This window comes from Mucilaginibacter sp. OK268, assembly GCF_900103125.1.
GTDB lineage: Bacteria > Bacteroidota > Bacteroidia > Sphingobacteriales > Sphingobacteriaceae > Mucilaginibacter.
Window position 1 is genome coordinate 835,444 of the sequence record NZ_FNJV01000002.1, and the last position, 15,825, is coordinate 851,268.

Consider the following 15,825-nt stretch of genomic DNA (forward strand, 5'->3'; position numbering starts at 1 on the left):
TACCTATCTCTTTATAAATTTTCCTTGCCCAACCAGGGCCCCATTTGATGCATCATATAAATTAACGATGTATATGCCCGGGGAAAAGTAGCCCACATTGGCTGTCCAATTGGAGCCCGTAACTTTTCGTTTGCTCATTACAAATCCGGTTGGACCAATAATACTTAAGCTGTATGCCTTGTTAGATGATTCGTCTGCAATCTGCATTTGGATCTGCGATTCGGCAGGATTAGGGTAAACCTTAACAACCGATCCGTTAGGAGATTGCAACGTATAAACAATGCTTATTTTTTGAGAATAGGTTACGGTACCGTCACGATCGGTCTGCTTTAACCGGTATACATTATCCCCGGTTGAAGCCAGGAGGTCGGTATAGCTATAATTACCGGCACCATTACTTTTAAGCTGATATATGGAGCTGAAATTACCCGCCTGATCCTGTTTTTCTAATACAAAAGAAGTATAGTCGACCTCATACTCTACCAACCAGCGAATGTCGATCCCCTTTGCTGCCTTTTTACCCGTAAAGCTGAGCAGGTGATACTTTGACGGACTTTTGTTGATAACCAGTTCAAACCTTTTGCCACCGTAAGTTGCTGCGTTACCCCTGTCTAAGTTAAAATTATAGGTATTGTTATGAGTCATGTCTAATGAATCATTCAACAATTTATCGTGTAAAAAAACGGTGTAGTTATCGGGCAAACCGCTTATTTCGTTTTTTGAAAATGTATAGATCCCCGAAGTAGTAGCACTGACATACAAAGGAATAACGGTTCTGGGGGCCGTTAACGTTGAATATTTATTCAACGCTAACCTCACACTATCGGCACTATAACTTGAAAGAAAAACACTTGCCCCCAGTCCGTCCAAATCTATCCCGTCCTCTTGCTGACTATAAGCCGGCAACCAGTCGTTTTTAAAATAAATGGCGCAGTTATCGTTACGAACACTATCGGCAGATAATCTTAATTTAATATCCGGGATAATCTCGCTTGTTGTTTGTTCTGAAACTGAATTTACAGATTGTGCAGTTGAGGAGCGCAGATTAGCAATATGCATCTGACCAGGTGCCGACATCAGTAATGGGGCCGGTTGCTGATTGGTGCTCACTTTTGCAGCCTCTGTAAAAGTTACCGTGGTGGTGGGGCCCACGGTAGGAATGGTGATGAAGAAGCCCTGCCCGCTGCCCAAATACCGTGATGCTCCATTGCCATCACTGTTACCGCTTGCACCAATGGTAGGGTCCCAATAAGAGTATCCTTTATTTACAGGATTAAAAACCAAAAACTTGGTGGAAACAGCCGCGGTATTGGAAAAATTGATCCCAGTACCACCCGACTTTAAATTGGTATTGTTTAAATCTAATGCACTGGCATAAGGGTTACCCAACAGATAGTACCCCGTACCCGGACTGTGTTTACTCAATGTAGTAGAAGCTCCGGTATACGCCCATGGGGTAAAAGAAATAGGGCCCTGGTTTAAAGCACCTGAAGCCGAAAGGGTAACGGTTTCGGGCGCTAAGCCTACGGTCCCCCCCTTTTGTCCGGCCCCTGTACCCAGGTTATTAATATTGTCGCCAATAAAATAAAACATAAAGCCATTGCCAACAGGCAAGGTAATATTAGATACACCTGTAACATTAACCGTATTGCTGCCTGCAGTTAGTTTTTCGAGGCCTTTAAATGTGCCCGATGTAAAGGTGTTATTGTTGACGGGTACATTTTCCTGGTAAAAATATAGGGTTGGGTTATTATTAACCGTGGCATTAAATCCGTTAGCTGTACCTCCATAGCCCGAAATAAATGCTTTGGCTGCTACATAATTAACGTTGAAAATACCGCTCCCCGTATTAACCGGGCTCGACATTAAGCGGTAACCACGCTGACTGGTAGAGCCTCCCTGTAAATAACGCTCCACATTCACATTTCCGGTTATCGGGGTAGTATAGTTTATAGGCCCAACTGTAGCGCTTGAAGCAGCGGTTGATTTCAGCGTAAGGTATGCCGTGCTGCCGGTACCTGCAACGAGTTTTGCCGGGCTCACCATGGTTAATATGCCGGTAGGCGCTACGGCAAAATTACCCGTGCCGGCAGTCATTGTTGAAACACTGGCAGCATTGGTTCCGTTAAATGTTACCTTATTAAACACCGTACCCGCGGTACTATTGTCAAGCAATGTTTGGGCGCCCAATCCATTGAAAAAAGTAGTACCCGTGCCTTGTGTGTATACGCCTCCGCTGTTATTGGTATAATTACCTCCGATATAAAAATTACCTGAGCCCAGATTAAGGGTACCCGTATTATTAACCGCGCCTTTAATAATAATATCACCAGCATCCTGATTAACAATGGTAGATGCCTGATTTGTCCAGCCTCCCGTTACGGTAACTGTAGGGTCGTTGGTGTTTAAATTTACCGTGCCACCACCTGTAGTCCAATTATTACCAATGGTTAAACCCTGGGGATTGGCTGTACCTATGGTACTGTTTTTATCAACAACTTTTGTACTCGCACCAGAAAATGTCAGGTTATAATACGCCGGAGATATTGTATTAATATAAGTTGCAGTAGTGGTAGTAGAGGGTTCATTGGCGGTGTAAACCGTTTGGTTTTCGGCATTGTTATCGCTAAACAAAGTGGTGCCGCTGTTACCACCAAATGTAAAATAAATATAAAATTGATCAATCAGTGGGGTGATGATAGGTGTTTTGTTCTTGAGCTCAAAGGTACTGGGGCTGCTGGCCGCCGTAGAGGCGTAACCCGTATTATCCGCTATAACCTGACCATAACCCGTAAAACCAAGCACTCCAGGATTTAAACCAGCAAAACCGCTTGTTGGTGGCGAAAAGTTTTTAACAAGGTTCATCTGCCCCAGGAGGGTTGTTGTCCCTTTTTCTACCGAAAAACAGGGATAACAAACTTCCCCGCGGGTGGCATTATTAATTCCGTTACAGTTGAGTAAAACATTTCCGTTTATCGTCAATTGATTTACCTGTGCAGAAAATAAGGCAACATCAGCAACTGTACTGGATGGCTGTGTTGCTGCATCCCCTACCACTATGTTACTCTGACAAAGTACATTCCCGGTTCCGGCTATGATCGTGTTGAATATATTTCGGGGATCTGCCGCACCTGCATAATGATTTTGAGTTATATTTCCGGTTATTGTTAATGTAGTTGTAGCGCCATTAACCGTTAACATCATGGTGTACTTTGTTCCAAAACTTTGCTGTGCTCCCGAGGTGTTCCGCAAGTAATATGTTGCAGCTGTAACGCCATTATTGCCGAAGGTTATCGACTTCCACGTTGTATTGGCAGTTACGATTGGAAAACGGGTAAGCGTAAGCGTTTGGCTTCCTAAATTTACACACAAAGCACTGATAAGGGTATAAGTAGTGGCAACTCCTATTCTTACATCGTCATTAGCGCCAGGGGCGACAGGACAAGCTATTAAACCGGACTGAGCCCAGTTTCCGGCATCCGTTACATCAGTGCTATTTCTACCGGTCCAATCAAAAGTCCCAGCCTTAACTGTGTTCGATAAAACCAGAATCAACAGGCAAATACCTGTTTTAAAAATCATTAAGCTACCAATATCGCGGTGTACTTTCATTAGATTTTATGACCAATTATTGAAATTTGGGCTACTGAATATCTTTATTGATCAATACTTTTATCCCTGGTTATTACTGGTGGTGGTGATCATTAACAGAGGTTTATAAAGACCTATTTATTTAATAATATGATACAAATCAATTTACCAACCACTGATATTATATAAATTTGCCTGTTTTTAAATTAAGTTTAAACAGCTTCGACACACAAGCAAATCACACCGACGAAATGGCAATCGGGCACGATAGAATATTGATAAAATTGACAACCAATTGGCTTTTTCTGCATTACGTTCAAATCCACAATGATGGTTTGCCGCAACGGGAGCATGTCATAAAAGAGACCAATTGGTAAATATTAAATATATATCCTGGGATGTGAGGATATATTATTTCGTTTCAGGAGATTTGATAATATGGGTATTCAAAACCCGGAATCCCTTACTAATTTGCTATAGGATACCGTATTACCAAAATTGTACCGAAAACCTATGGTGAAGTGGGCATACTGATCAGGCGCGTTGTTTTTAAACTGGGCCGGAGGGTCATTGTAGCCATCCAATCCTTCGCCAAAAGCATAGCTATGTTCATAGCCGAGGGTAATGGTATAACCTACCTGCTCATAGGAGTCATAAATTTTAAACTCATAGCCTAATCGCAGCGGCAACACCACGTTGGTGCTTTTGTCTTTCCCCTGGAAACCATTGGTGCTGCCCACCGGGCCGTTTTGAGCATATGCGGGTAGGTTAGTACGCTGTATATCTTTCATGTTGTTGGAGATAGCACCAATACCTGTACCCACATAAAAGTTCTTGATCACATTTAAAAAGCCATTGTTGGAATAATCAATAAAGCTCCCCAGCTGCACATCTGCATGAATCAATAAAGCTTTATAAGCGTTTTTATAGATTCGGCCAAAAGCATCTTTATCAGGGGTGCGGCCACCGCCCGAAAGCGTACCAAACTGGTACTCCAAAGCAATAGGTATGTAGGGATTGAAATTATAGGCTATGTTGAAGTTGTAAATAGGATGATAGTCCTGCCTTTTGGTATCGGCATAAGCCCTGCAATAACCAATACCGCCCCCAACACCCCATTCATAATAGTTGTATCCGTCCTGCGCCTTTGCGACAAACCCGGCAAAGCCTAAAACAAAAAACAGAATAAATTTTTTCAAAGCTAAATTTTAATCAATATCAGTTGAAACAGACCTCATCTAAATATATAAGGTATTTAATATCCTTGCAGCGATATTAGACACAAAGGCAAAAACAGCCGATGAGTAAACAGAAATGATCGTTGAATAAGGAGTATGTTTCAGGCTACCTGTTCACGTCCTTTGGAGCGTTCCTTCGAGCGGATGCAAAAAGTAACTATCCAGTTAAAGATCATCGGGATCAGCAGGATCACTGAAATCAGAAAAGTATTGCTCAGGTCGTTGAAAAACAGCACAAAACCAATGGCACCCAGGTTAATGCCAGCCAGGCAAAGGGTAGCCTGTAAATGGTTCAGACCCAGCTTCAGCATCCGGTGGTGCATATGGTTCCGGTCGGCATCAAATGGCGATACTCCTTTTAGTATCCGGAGTGTAAACACCCGCAGGGTATCAAAAACAGGACCTATCAGTATAGCTACCGTAAGCGCGGGCGCGGTAAACAAATGTGGTACTCCTGCTATGCTGATCTTACTGATCTCGGTATACTTAATGGCCATCACTGCCGATACCAAACCGATCAGTAAAGCGCCTGTATCGCCCATAAATATCTTGGCCGGGGTAATATTATACCGTAAAAAACCAGCTACCGCCCCTACCATTGCCAGGCAAATAGCTGCCAGCTCATACTGTTTTACCGATAGGAACATCACAGCAAGCGTGCCGTTAACGATCAGCCCGGTGGTGGCGGCCAGGCCATCTATCCCGTCTATCAAATTAAAGGAATTTACGATCAGCATGATCAGCAGGATAGAGAAGATAGCGCTGGGCACATAAGGCAAATTAAAAATACCCCATATACCATACATACTGGTGATCCGGATATCGCCCAGCAAAACCAGTATGGCGGCTACGATGAACTGGATCAGGAATTTGGTGCTGGAGTTTACCCCCGAAAGATCATCCTTTAAGCCCATGGCAAATAAAATGATACAGGCTATCAGCAAATAACTGATGGGCAGAGCTTTATCTATAATACTGAATAACAAGGTGGTAATAATAAAGCTAACAAATATGGCTACACCACCCAAACGTGGGATGCCATGATCATGCTGTTTGCGGAAATGGCCAACATCGTCATATAAATGACGGGCACGGGCCACATGCAAAATGGATGGTATAGCTAATAGGGTTATCAGGATGGAGATGACAACTATTAAAACATTGTACAGAAAGTGATAAGAGTGTAAAAGTTCCATCATAGAGACCTGGGGTTAAAGCACATATCAGGTTGTTTACTTCGCGTCACTTCGTATTATTCAGCGATAATTATCAACAAACAAGGCTTGTAAAACTGAACTACTTCACCTCGTCGGGCCGTAACACCCTTGTTGATATCTGAGACTAAAATTAGCATATCAGGCGGTTTGTTTTTAACTTTCGACACGTAGTGATTCTCCATCGACAGAAAGGCGGAAATAACCGTTAAAAACAGATAGTCTTCAGGCTACTTATCGGCGAAAAGGTTGTTGTGCTATGATCAAAACATTTCTGCAGATAGTCTTCATTGCTATAAGACAGAGCCATCCACAGCTTCACTATGATTTATTACTAATTTATTTGATGTAATAGGTAAAAGCAAATAATCACGCATTCAGAATACGTGGTATCTTTTAAGGTCATTGAAAGATCAATCCATAAAAAAAGCCTTAAATGAATCATTTAAGGCTTTTTAAACGAATATTTGTGATCCCGCTGGGATTCGAACCCAGGACCCCAACATTAAAAGTGTTATGCTCTACCAGCTGAGCTACGGAATCGTTGTACTATTACTACTATAAGAATTAAAAAGCCCCTCCAATTTGTTTAGAGAAGCTTTCGTGATCCCATCAGGATTCGAACCTGAGACCTACTGATTAGAAATCAGTTGCTCTATCCAGCTGAGCTATGGGACCATCGCGATTTTTTCGCGGTGCAAAGATGCAAAATTATACGGAATTATCAATCAAATTTGTGAATTCTGTTATGATTTAAGCGTGCATGCTGTTTGGATGACTAAGTTGTGGTTACCTTGCCTGTAAGCAAATCGACATGATAAGTTTTATTTTTAATAATTACATCAGCTTTATGCTTACCTAAAAAATTAATAACACCTTCATAATACCACTTTATACCATTAAACTCACCTACCGCTGCAAAAGTTATAGCACCTGCAGTTATATCACCATTTTGGGTTAAATCAACAGTTACCTTATTCAAGGTGTAATAAGCATGCACAGATGATGGTATCACCGTTTTTTTACTTGACGCGGTATCAACAAATGATTTAATGCTTCCGTTAAAAGAAATGAGTTTATTGGTACTGCCATTTATGGCCAGGGGCACATCAAAGTCAAGAGCTTTCGCTTCGTAAAAAGCTTTGATATTATGAGCAAACAAGCCGCCTGGGGTTTGACCTGTTGTTGCCAGAGAATCATATGCTACGTATCCGTTTAGGGCCGAAAAAACAGGATAGCCTTTTACTCTCGGGGCCTTTACCGTATCACAACTAAAATAAAATTTGAATAATCCACTGGTTTGTGAGGTAATGGTATCACCGATTACTGTTTTATAATTCACTACCGTATCCGGAAAGAAAGAGCACAGGTTAACAAGACCCAATATGAGCGGCTTTGATTGCCTGATAGTAGTAAGATCAGGCAGGATCAAGCCTTTATTGATGTTGACACCACCATAAGCACCCGACAAGGTTTGGGTTATATTTCTGATTATTTGACCAGTTGCAGGACCTACTGTATCAACCTTAGATATTGGAGGCTCGGGTTTCTGATTTAGTTTGACTTCTTTTCGGCAGGCCGTATAAAATAATACAGTACCCGTTAATACTACGAGTAGGGTTTTAAACTTGAATTTCATGATAAGGAAAGAGTAGTTTTTATTAATATGTTGGAATTAGATAATTGTGAGTTTCGTGCGAAGCAAGCAATTCAAATGCCGTTAATTAATTAACCACACGATAAAGGTTAATTTTAATCAATTTAACAACAGAGCAATTACATACTGGTAGTTAAGCCCGTGATGTTATCCTATAATTAAAAACACATGAGTAAAACAATACACTCTGAGGAAAATATCGGGCAAATTATTACGCATAAAACACCTGGGCTATTTTTTATATTTGATGGGTACCATAACCAGACATCATGAGCACTAAAAATTACCAGTTTAGTTTAAACCAGGACCAGTCCAGGCGTAAATTCATTTATAATTTTACTAAAGTAGCTGGTGTTACCTCCCTATTGACTTCGCCTGTATTGAGCCACGCCAATAACCTTTTTGATCAGCCAGCTACTTTCACTGTTGGACAGATCATGGATATGTTCATTAGTCAGGTACCGGGCGCTCCTTTCAGCAGTACTGTTGATACGTTAAAGGCTGGTAACCGCGATATCCAGGTTACCGGTATTGTTACAACTATGTTTGCTACTGTTGAAGTGATCAGAAAAGCTATTGCCTTAGGCGCCAATTTTATTATCGCACATGAACCCACTTTTTACAATCACCAGGACGAGACTACCTGGCTGGCTAATGACGATGTTTACCGTTATAAAGCCGACTTGCTTAAACAACATAATATAGCCGTATGGCGCAATCATGATTATATCCATAGCATTAATCCTGATGGGGTTAGGATGGGCTTATTAAAACAGCTTGGCTGGCAGGCTTATTATAATCCGGCTTCAAGCAATGTAATGATGCTTCCTGCAACATCTTTAAGCGCATTAATTGGACATTTAAAACAGAAATTATTTATTGATAAGGTAAGATATATTGGCAAGCCGGAGCAGATTTGTCAAAAAATATTACTAATGCCTGGCGCTGCCGGAGGGACCAGGCAGATACAAGCCATGAGCAAAGAAAAGCCCGACGTGTTAATATGCGGCGAGATACAGGAATGGGAAACTGCCGAGTATGTACGTGACGCACAGGCTAAAGGCGAAAAATTATCACTCATTGTATTGGGCCATATTGCCAGCGAGGAGCCGGGCTCTGAATTTATGGCAACCTGGCTAAAAGAAAAGCTACCCGGCATAAAAATAACACATGTATTATCCAACAATTCCCTGTCATTTTTGTAGTTGTAAGGCGTAGTGATAATAAAGCATTTAGTAAACATTATTTGTTGCTAAATAATTTAACATTACGTACAATTGCAAATTAAGTACTTTAATTACCAGCGTGCTAATTACATGTTAATCATACACTTGTTATAATTAACAGCTTTTTGACAAAACATGTATCAACATTGGTATTTAATGTGTTTTTAAATGATAATTTATGCAAAAACAAAGCATTATTGACTTGAAAATCGCAATTTTTGTTTTTTAAAATAGAAAGTGTTTTTTTTACAATAAGTTAATCATACTTTTAACCCAATTTTTTTTAATAAAACTTAATTTATGATCATAATTGCTGACGGTGGCTCAACTAAAACAAATTGGTGTCTGGTAACCGAAGAAGGTAAAAAAGTGTATTTTAACACTGAGGGTTATAACCCTTATTTCTCAAGTACGGAATATATCATACAATCTTTAAATGAAAGTTTGCCAACCGACCTGGAGAAGGATGAAATAACCGAAGTAAATTATTACGGCGCCGGCTGTTCGACACCCGAGATGCGTAAAATTGTTGAAGAAGCCATGAAAGTTGTGTTCACCAAAGCAAGGGTGAACATTGGTCATGACCTGCTTGCCGCCGCCCGTGCCCTGTTAGGTAACAACGAAGGCTTTGCCGCTATTTTAGGTACCGGTACCAATACCTGTATCTATGATGGTAAAGACGTGATCAACAACATTGATTCCGGAGCTTATATTTTAGGCGACGAAGGCAGCGGTTGTTACATCGGCAAAAAATTACTGGTTGATTATTTACGCGGTTATATGCCCGAGCCGGTACGCAACCTTTTCTGGGAAACGTTTAAATTGACACCTGATGATATAAACGAACAAGTTTATACACAACCACGTGCTAACCGTTTTTGTGCAAGCTTCAGCAAGTTTGTTTATGATAACAATGTACATATCGAATACTCACGTAACCTGGTACGTACATCATTTGAAGATTTCTTCCGGAATCTGGTAACACACTACCCCGATTATCAAAAATACAGCTTTAACTGTATCGGTTCGGTTGGTTACAACTTCAGGAATGTTTTAGAAGAAGTAGCTACAGAAAACGGTATGGTTGTAGGCAGCATCATCCGCTCGCCTATAGATAACCTGGTAAAATACCACCTGGAACTGGCTCCGAGCTCTTTGTAAAAAAGAGTCAAGAGATTAGAGTCAAGAATCAAGATAAAAAAAGGCCTGGAAATTACTTCCAGGCCTTTCGCATTTTTATTTTAATTGTCTTGATTCTTGACTCTAATCTCTTGCTTCTCTTCCTCCCCTTATCCAATATTCATTTCACCCTGGAATATTTTGCCGTATTTACGCTTGTCAAACTTGTATAATTTGGCCGCGCGATAGGACACCCCTTTTTGTTTCTCGTCAAGTTCCTTTAAAAAACCGTAGCTCAGCATTTTCTTTCTAAAATTCCGTTTATCCAGCTTCTTGCTTAAAACCGCTTCGTAAAGGGATTGCAGCTGGGTAAGTGTAAATTTTTCAGGTAGCAGTTCAAAAGCGATCGGTTGGTAATGTAGTCTCCTGCGGATCTTATTAAAACCGGTATTGAATATCTCGCTGTGATCAAACGCGAGTTTAGGCAATTCATTAACCGGGTGCCAAAAGGCTTTTTTGGCGTACTGGGTAACCGGTCTCAACTCTTTTTGCCCGTTTATACGTATCAGCGCGTAATAGGCCACGGTGATAACGCGACCCTGTGGGTGCCTGTTCACTTCACCAAAAGTATGGAACTGTTGCATGTGTAAATCGCGCAAGCCGGTAAGCTCGTACAAGATACGCTCGGCAGCATCGTCAATACTTTCGTCCTGTTCCACAATATAACCGGGCAACGCGAGTTCATCTTTATATGGCTCTTCGTTACGTTCAATAAGCAAAATTTTAAGCTCGCCGGCTTCAAAACCAAAAATTACGCAGTCAATAGAGAATACGGAATCAAACTTGGGTAGCATTACTTCCAAAACTGTACGGGGATTTAAGTTTAATTGTTAAATATATGACCTTAATTCCTAATCCAAAAAAAAACAAATAAAATTTAATGGTGTAATTTACACACACTATCTTCGTAGCGCAAATCTAAGTAATGTAAAAATGCAGAAAATTTCAAAAATTGCGGTTTTAACTTCTGGTGGCGATGCTCCCGGAATGAATCCCTGTATAAGGGCAGTTGTTAGAACAGCACTATATAACGGCCTTGAGGTTGTTGGTGTTAGGCAAGGTTACAAGGGACTTATTGAGAACGACATGTACGATATGGACAAGCGTTCGGTAAGTAACATACTTAATTTGGGAGGCACTATTTTAAAAACAGCCCGCTGCTTACCTTTTAAAGAAGACGAAGGCATGGCTACCGCCTATAAAAACTTAAAAGAACATGGCATTGATGCCCTGGTGGTTATCGGCGGCGATGGTACTTTTACCGGTGCGCTGCGTTTTTCAAAAAAATATCCAGACATTGCTGTTATGGGCGTACCGGGCACCATTGATAACGACCTGTGCGGCTCAACCTATACCCTGGGTTTTGACACGGCAACCAATACGGTTATTGAAGCTATTGACAAGATACGTGATACAGCCGATGCGCATGACCGCTTGTTTTTTATTGAGGTAATGGGTCGCGATTCCGGCGCTATTGCTTTGCGCGCGGGTATATCCTGTGGTGCCGAGGCTATCCTGCTTCCCGAAAAACAAACAGCAATTGAAGATCTGATCAAGAATTTGAAAGATGGTTCATCTAACAAAAAATCATCAAGTATTGTTATTGTGGCCGAGGGTGATAAAAATGGCGGCGTGTATGATGTAGCCAAAGCTGTGCAAAAAGAAGTTAAAGATTACGATATTAAAGTAACTATATTAGGCCACTTGCAAAGAGGTGGCAGTCCGTCGAGCTTTGATCGTATTTTGGGTAGCCGTTTGGGTTATGCCGCTGTAAATGCGTTAATTGCGGGCGAAACACAAAAAATGGTAGGTTTGCAGGCCAACCATATTCTGCTTACCAGTTTGGAAGATGCCCTTAACCACCATGAATTTAAGCTGGAGGCTGATCTTTTGGAAATGGCAGCGATATTATCGATATAATAAATGATTGCAGTTGTATATAGCGGATCGTATTTTGCACATTGGCGGCTTGCCGATAAAGGAAGAACTGTTGCTTCGTTTAAAACCAACGGCATCAATCCCTATTTTAACGACGAAAAGTATATCCAGCAGTTACTCAACAAAAACATTAACCTGATACATCACGCCGAAGAAATAAAACGCATTTATTTTTTTGGTGCCGGTGCTTCTTCCGATGAGCGCAGGCAAATTGTACACAACGCGTTATCGGCTTTTTTTAAATTTGGTAAGGTAATAGTTGAGCACGATATTACGGCCGCGGCAATTGCCTGTTGTAAAAATTCACCCGGTATTATCAGTATTTGCGGCAGCGGCTCTAACGCGGCGTGGTACGATGGCAAAAAAGTGCAGACCAACAATTATGGCCTGGGTTATATCCTGGCCGATGAAGGTTCCGGCAATTGGCTGGGCAGGCAGCTGATCAAAGGTTTTATGAACGAAACCTTGCCCCCCAGCCTCAAAAAGAAGTTTGTGAGCAAGTATGATGTAGACCGAAAAACCCTGCTGGAGAAAGTTTACAGACAAAAACAACCCGCTTTGTTTTTAAGTTCATTCACCGAATTTTACCTGGATAATCAACACGATCACTATCTGCAAAACGTCATAAAAAAAGGTTTTAGCAAGCTAATTTCAACATATTTACTACCTTTATCAAAGCAACATCCCGGAGCCTCTATTCATTTTGCAGGTACCGTAGCTGCCAACTTTCAGGAGTATTTACATGAAGCTGCATCTGAGGCAAACCTTCAAATAGCAAATATCATTAAAGAACCTATAAATAATTTATTAACCTACTATTCTAATAAAAATTAAAAAAATCATGAAAATAGGAATTAACGGTTTCGGCCGTATTGGACGCCTGGCATTCAGAGCCGCAATTGAAAGACCCGACATTGAAGTTGTTGGTATTAATGACCTTGTTGAGCCTGATTACATGGCTTACATGTTGAAATACGATTCAACTCACGGACAATTCAAAGGCACTATTGCTGTTGAAGGCGGACATTTGGTTGTAAACGGTAAAACTATCCGTGTTACTGCTGAAAAAGATCCTGCTAACCTTAAATGGGGTGAAGTAGGTGCCGAAGTGATCATCGAATCAACAGGCTTATTCTTAACTCAGGAAACTGCACAAAAACATATCGACGCCGGTGCTAAAAAAGTAGTAATGAGCGCGCCAGCTAAAGATGATACCCCTACTTTTGTAATGGGTGTTAACCATAAAGAATTAAAAGCCGATCAAACTATCGTTTCAAACGCTTCATGTACTACCAACTGTTTAGCACCTATCGCTAAAGTATTGGATGATAACTTTGGTATCGAAGAAGGCTTAATGACTACTGTACATGCTGTTACAGCTACTCAAAAAACAGTTGACGGCCCATCGGCTAAAGACTGGAGAGGTGGCCGTGGTGCTTACCAAAACATCATCCCTTCATCAACAGGTGCTGCCAAAGCGGTTGGTTTAGTTTTACCTCAGTTAAAAGGTAAATTAACAGGTATGTCTTTACGCGTACCAGTTGCCGACGTATCTGTAGTTGACTTAACTGTACGTTTGAAAAAAGGTGCTTCATACGAGGCTATCAAAGCTGCTATGAAAGCTGCATCTGAAGGCGAATTAAAAGGCATTTTAGGTTATACCGAAGATGAAGTAGTGTCTGAAGATTTCAAAGGCGATGCACGCACTTCAATTTTTGATGCTAAAGCTGGTATCGGCTTAAACGATAACTTCGTTAAAGTTGTATCATGGTACGATAACGAATGGGGTTATTCAAACAAACTGATCGACCTGGTTCAGGAATTGGGTAAATTCTAATCTTGATCCATCAATTTTAATTTATATAACAAAGCCTGCGGTTTACCGCGGGCTTTGTTGTTTTGTGGACTATATCACACTAAAAAACCATGTCATTGCGAGCGAAGCGTGGCAATCTCCTCGCGTTCTCATCTGTAGGAATAGCTACGAGATTGCTTCGTCGTTCCTCCTCGCAATGACATGGTTTATTATTTTTATCCTTCCCTTCCCCCAAAACTTACCACGGCGTCTCGCCATAGTCGCTAATATATTTGCCTGTTGGGCCATCTTTGTCCAGCATGGCGTAGGCTACAATTGGTGCTGCGCCGTCTTCTACTTTTTTAGGACCCTGGTTGTTATTGAATTCGGTATTGGTATAACCAGGGTTTACAGCGTTTACTTTAAAAAAGTCCTTCAACTCAGCGGCTAAAGCAACGCTGTAAGCATTCAGAGCTGTTTTTGACGGCCCATAAGCTGCCGATTTAAAATGATAATGCTCCCAGTTGGTGTCGTTGTGCAGTGTAAGTGAACCCAGATCGGAAGTTACATTCACGATCCTTGGATTTTCGGCCTTTTTCAGCAGATCAATAAAGATTCTTACCGTACGGATCGGGCCAAAAAAGTTTACTTCAAAAACGGTGTGCAGCGTTTCATTATTGGCATTGGAGGGCTGTTGTGGAAAAGCACCGGGGATGCCCGCGTTATTGATCAGCACGTCCAATTTATCAATCCGTTTGATCAGATCATCATGAGCTTGCTGAACAGAAGCTTCGCTGGTAACATCTATCAACAACAATTCAACATCGTTAAAGCCTTCGGCTTTTATTTGCTCAACAGCTTTGTCGCCGTTGCCTTTATCCCTGCTCCCTAAAAATATATGATAACCCGCTTTGGCCAACTGGCGTGCGGTTTCCAGGCCAATTCCTTTATTGGCGCCGGTTATTAAAACTGTTTGTTTATTCATGAAGCAAAGCTATGCCGACCTGTTCGAATAGCTGCTGCACATTGCCGGGTATTAACTGTACATTTCCCGGATTTGCTCCCGATAGCTCACCGGAGTAGTATTAGCAATCCGTTTAAAGAAGCGGTTAAAGTATGCCGCGTCTTCAAAACCAAGCTCATCCGCAATTTGCTTTACCGATAATTCGGTGTGCAGCAGGCGACGTTTGGCTTCGACAATAAGGCGTTCATGAATATGGATGATGGCCGTTTTACCGCTTTGTTGTTTAACAACTTCTGTAAGGTGACCGGGTGTTATGTTGAGTTTTTCGGCATAAGCAGCAACATCATGCTGCGTGGTGTAATGCTCGCCGATAAGGGCCTGGAAGCTTTTAAGCAGGCAATAACTCTGAGTAAGGCAGCCTTCGCCAAATTGTTCGGTATATAGCCGGCTCAGGTAGATCACCAGCACCCGAAGCCAGGAGGTAAGCATCTGGTTGCGCCAGGTGCCATCGGCATTAAACTCCGCAAGCATTTTTCGCATTACATCCTCAATAAAGTTCATGTCATGCGCGGTTAGCAACAATTCATGACCACTGTTCTGATTTTGGATAATGGGTAACTGTTTTAGCATCCGATTCTCTTCCAGTTGTAAAAACTCATCGGTGAAGCTGGCCATCAAGCCCTCCATTTGTCCTGCATGTTCTTTAAGGTGCACCTGGTGGGGCACGGTAAAGTAAAAGGTATCCGGTTTAAGGGTATAAGGCATAAAATCGATCCAATGCCGATTATTACCTTGCTTTACCAATACAAACAGATAGTAATCCTTACGGTGAGGTATCAGAAAAGCCGGATCAAGCTTAAACACTCCGCAATTTGCACTGGCTTCACGCACCTCGATCATGCTGCTGCCAATGCTACTGTTTTGCAGTAGTGAATAGGTTGGTATTGCTGGTTTATCAAGTGTGTCTAAAACTGACATACAGCAAAATAACGGAATTACCAGCAAAAATTTGTCATCCTGAGG

At 41.5% G+C, this 15,825-nt stretch carries 12 protein-coding genes and 2 tRNA genes; 5 read left to right on the forward strand and 9 right to left on the reverse strand.

Annotated features, from left to right (window positions below; genetic code table 11):
- Positions 1 to 3: 3 nt before the first annotated feature.
- The 6 genes from BLR84_RS09230 to BLR84_RS09255 all read right to left on the reverse strand — a co-directional run bounded on the left by BLR84_RS09230 (position 4) and on the right by BLR84_RS09255 (position 7,682).
- Entirely contained in the window at positions 4 to 3,612 is a 3,609-nt protein-coding gene (locus BLR84_RS09230) for a T9SS type A sorting domain-containing protein (RefSeq protein WP_090467108.1), read from the reverse strand.
- A gap of 425 nt (positions 3,613 to 4,037) precedes the next feature.
- Positions 4,038 to 4,790 carry an outer membrane beta-barrel protein gene (locus tag BLR84_RS09235; protein WP_090467110.1) on the reverse strand — a complete coding sequence of 251 codons (753 nt, stop codon included), beginning with the start codon at positions 4,788 to 4,790 and terminating at the stop codon, positions 4,038 to 4,040.
- 140 nt (positions 4,791 to 4,930) lie between these two features.
- Positions 4,931 to 6,028, reverse strand: a complete 1,098-nt coding sequence (locus BLR84_RS09240) for an MraY family glycosyltransferase (RefSeq protein ID WP_255366896.1) — start codon at positions 6,026 to 6,028, stop codon at positions 4,931 to 4,933.
- 485 nt (positions 6,029 to 6,513) lie between these two features.
- Positions 6,514 to 6,586: transfer RNA gene (locus tag BLR84_RS09245), tRNA-Lys, on the reverse strand.
- Between the two features lie 61 nt (positions 6,587 to 6,647).
- Positions 6,648 to 6,721: transfer RNA gene (locus BLR84_RS09250), tRNA-Arg, on the reverse strand.
- Between the two features lie 100 nt (positions 6,722 to 6,821).
- A complete protein-coding gene (locus tag BLR84_RS09255) occupies positions 6,822 to 7,682 on the reverse strand; it encodes a hypothetical protein (protein ID WP_090467111.1) in 861 nt (286 codons plus the stop codon).
- Positions 7,683 to 7,969: 287 nt separating this feature from the next.
- On the opposite strand from BLR84_RS09255, the gene BLR84_RS09260 reads away from it, so the two are divergent.
- Both BLR84_RS09260 and BLR84_RS09265 read left to right on the forward strand, forming a co-directional pair.
- Positions 7,970 to 8,905, forward strand: a complete 936-nt coding sequence (locus BLR84_RS09260) for a Nif3-like dinuclear metal center hexameric protein (RefSeq protein WP_090467114.1) — start codon at positions 7,970 to 7,972, stop codon at positions 8,903 to 8,905.
- A 321-nt stretch (positions 8,906 to 9,226) separates the two neighbouring features.
- Positions 9,227 to 10,087, forward strand: coding sequence for an N-acetylglucosamine kinase (locus BLR84_RS09265; protein ID WP_090467117.1), 861 nt, complete (start codon positions 9,227 to 9,229; stop codon positions 10,085 to 10,087).
- Positions 10,088 to 10,215: 128 nt separating this feature from the next.
- Here BLR84_RS09265 and BLR84_RS09270 read toward each other — a convergent pair whose 3' ends face one another.
- A complete protein-coding gene (locus BLR84_RS09270; RefSeq protein ID WP_076374039.1) occupies positions 10,216 to 10,908 on the reverse strand; it encodes an NUDIX hydrolase in 693 nt (230 codons plus the stop codon).
- 130 nt (positions 10,909 to 11,038) lie between these two features.
- On the opposite strand from BLR84_RS09270, the gene pfkA reads away from it, so the two are divergent.
- Genes pfkA through gap form a run of 3 tightly spaced genes read left to right on the forward strand, consistent with a single transcriptional unit; the run spans position 11,039 to position 13,880 of the window.
- Positions 11,039 to 12,025, forward strand: a complete 987-nt coding sequence (gene pfkA / locus BLR84_RS09275) for a 6-phosphofructokinase (protein ID WP_090467121.1) — start codon at positions 11,039 to 11,041, stop codon at positions 12,023 to 12,025.
- Between the two features lie 3 nt (positions 12,026 to 12,028).
- Complete coding sequence (locus BLR84_RS09280) at positions 12,029 to 12,877, forward strand: hypothetical protein (protein WP_090467122.1); 849 nt, start codon at positions 12,029 to 12,031, stop codon at positions 12,875 to 12,877.
- A 7-nt stretch (positions 12,878 to 12,884) separates the two neighbouring features.
- Positions 12,885 to 13,880, forward strand: coding sequence for a type I glyceraldehyde-3-phosphate dehydrogenase (gap, locus tag BLR84_RS09285; protein WP_090467124.1), 996 nt, complete (start codon positions 12,885 to 12,887; stop codon positions 13,878 to 13,880).
- Positions 13,881 to 14,097: 217 nt separating this feature from the next.
- Here gap and BLR84_RS09290 read toward each other — a convergent pair whose 3' ends face one another.
- Positions 14,098 to 14,823, reverse strand: a complete 726-nt coding sequence (locus BLR84_RS09290) for an SDR family NAD(P)-dependent oxidoreductase (protein WP_090467126.1) — start codon at positions 14,821 to 14,823, stop codon at positions 14,098 to 14,100.
- A gap of 51 nt (positions 14,824 to 14,874) precedes the next feature.
- Positions 14,875 to 15,780, reverse strand: coding sequence for a helix-turn-helix domain-containing protein (locus tag BLR84_RS09295; RefSeq protein ID WP_090467129.1), 906 nt, complete (start codon positions 15,778 to 15,780; stop codon positions 14,875 to 14,877).
- Positions 15,781 to 15,825: the final 45 nt, after the last annotated feature.

Coding starts and splice junctions, on each gene's coding strand:
- BLR84_RS09255 (WP_090467111.1), bottom strand. CDS start 7,682: ATGAAATTCAAGTTTAAAACCCTACTCGTAGTATTAACGGGTACTGTA.
- BLR84_RS09265 (WP_090467117.1), top strand. CDS start 9,227: ATGATCATAATTGCTGACGGTGGCTCAACTAAAACAAATTGGTGTCTG.
- BLR84_RS09240 (WP_255366896.1), bottom strand. CDS start 6,028: ATGATGGAACTTTTACACTCTTATCACTTTCTGTACAATGTTTTAATA.
- BLR84_RS09280 (WP_090467122.1), top strand. CDS start 12,029: ATGATTGCAGTTGTATATAGCGGATCGTATTTTGCACATTGGCGGCTT.
- BLR84_RS09295 (WP_090467129.1), bottom strand. CDS start 15,780: ATGTCAGTTTTAGACACACTTGATAAACCAGCAATACCAACCTATTCA.
- BLR84_RS09260 (WP_090467114.1), top strand. CDS start 7,970: ATGAGCACTAAAAATTACCAGTTTAGTTTAAACCAGGACCAGTCCAGG.
- BLR84_RS09230 (WP_090467108.1), bottom strand. CDS start 3,612: ATGAAAGTACACCGCGATATTGGTAGCTTAATGATTTTTAAAACAGGT.
- gap (WP_090467124.1), top strand. CDS start 12,885: ATGAAAATAGGAATTAACGGTTTCGGCCGTATTGGACGCCTGGCATTC.
- pfkA (WP_090467121.1), top strand. CDS start 11,039: ATGCAGAAAATTTCAAAAATTGCGGTTTTAACTTCTGGTGGCGATGCT.
- BLR84_RS09290 (WP_090467126.1), bottom strand. CDS start 14,823: ATGAATAAACAAACAGTTTTAATAACCGGCGCCAATAAAGGAATTGGC.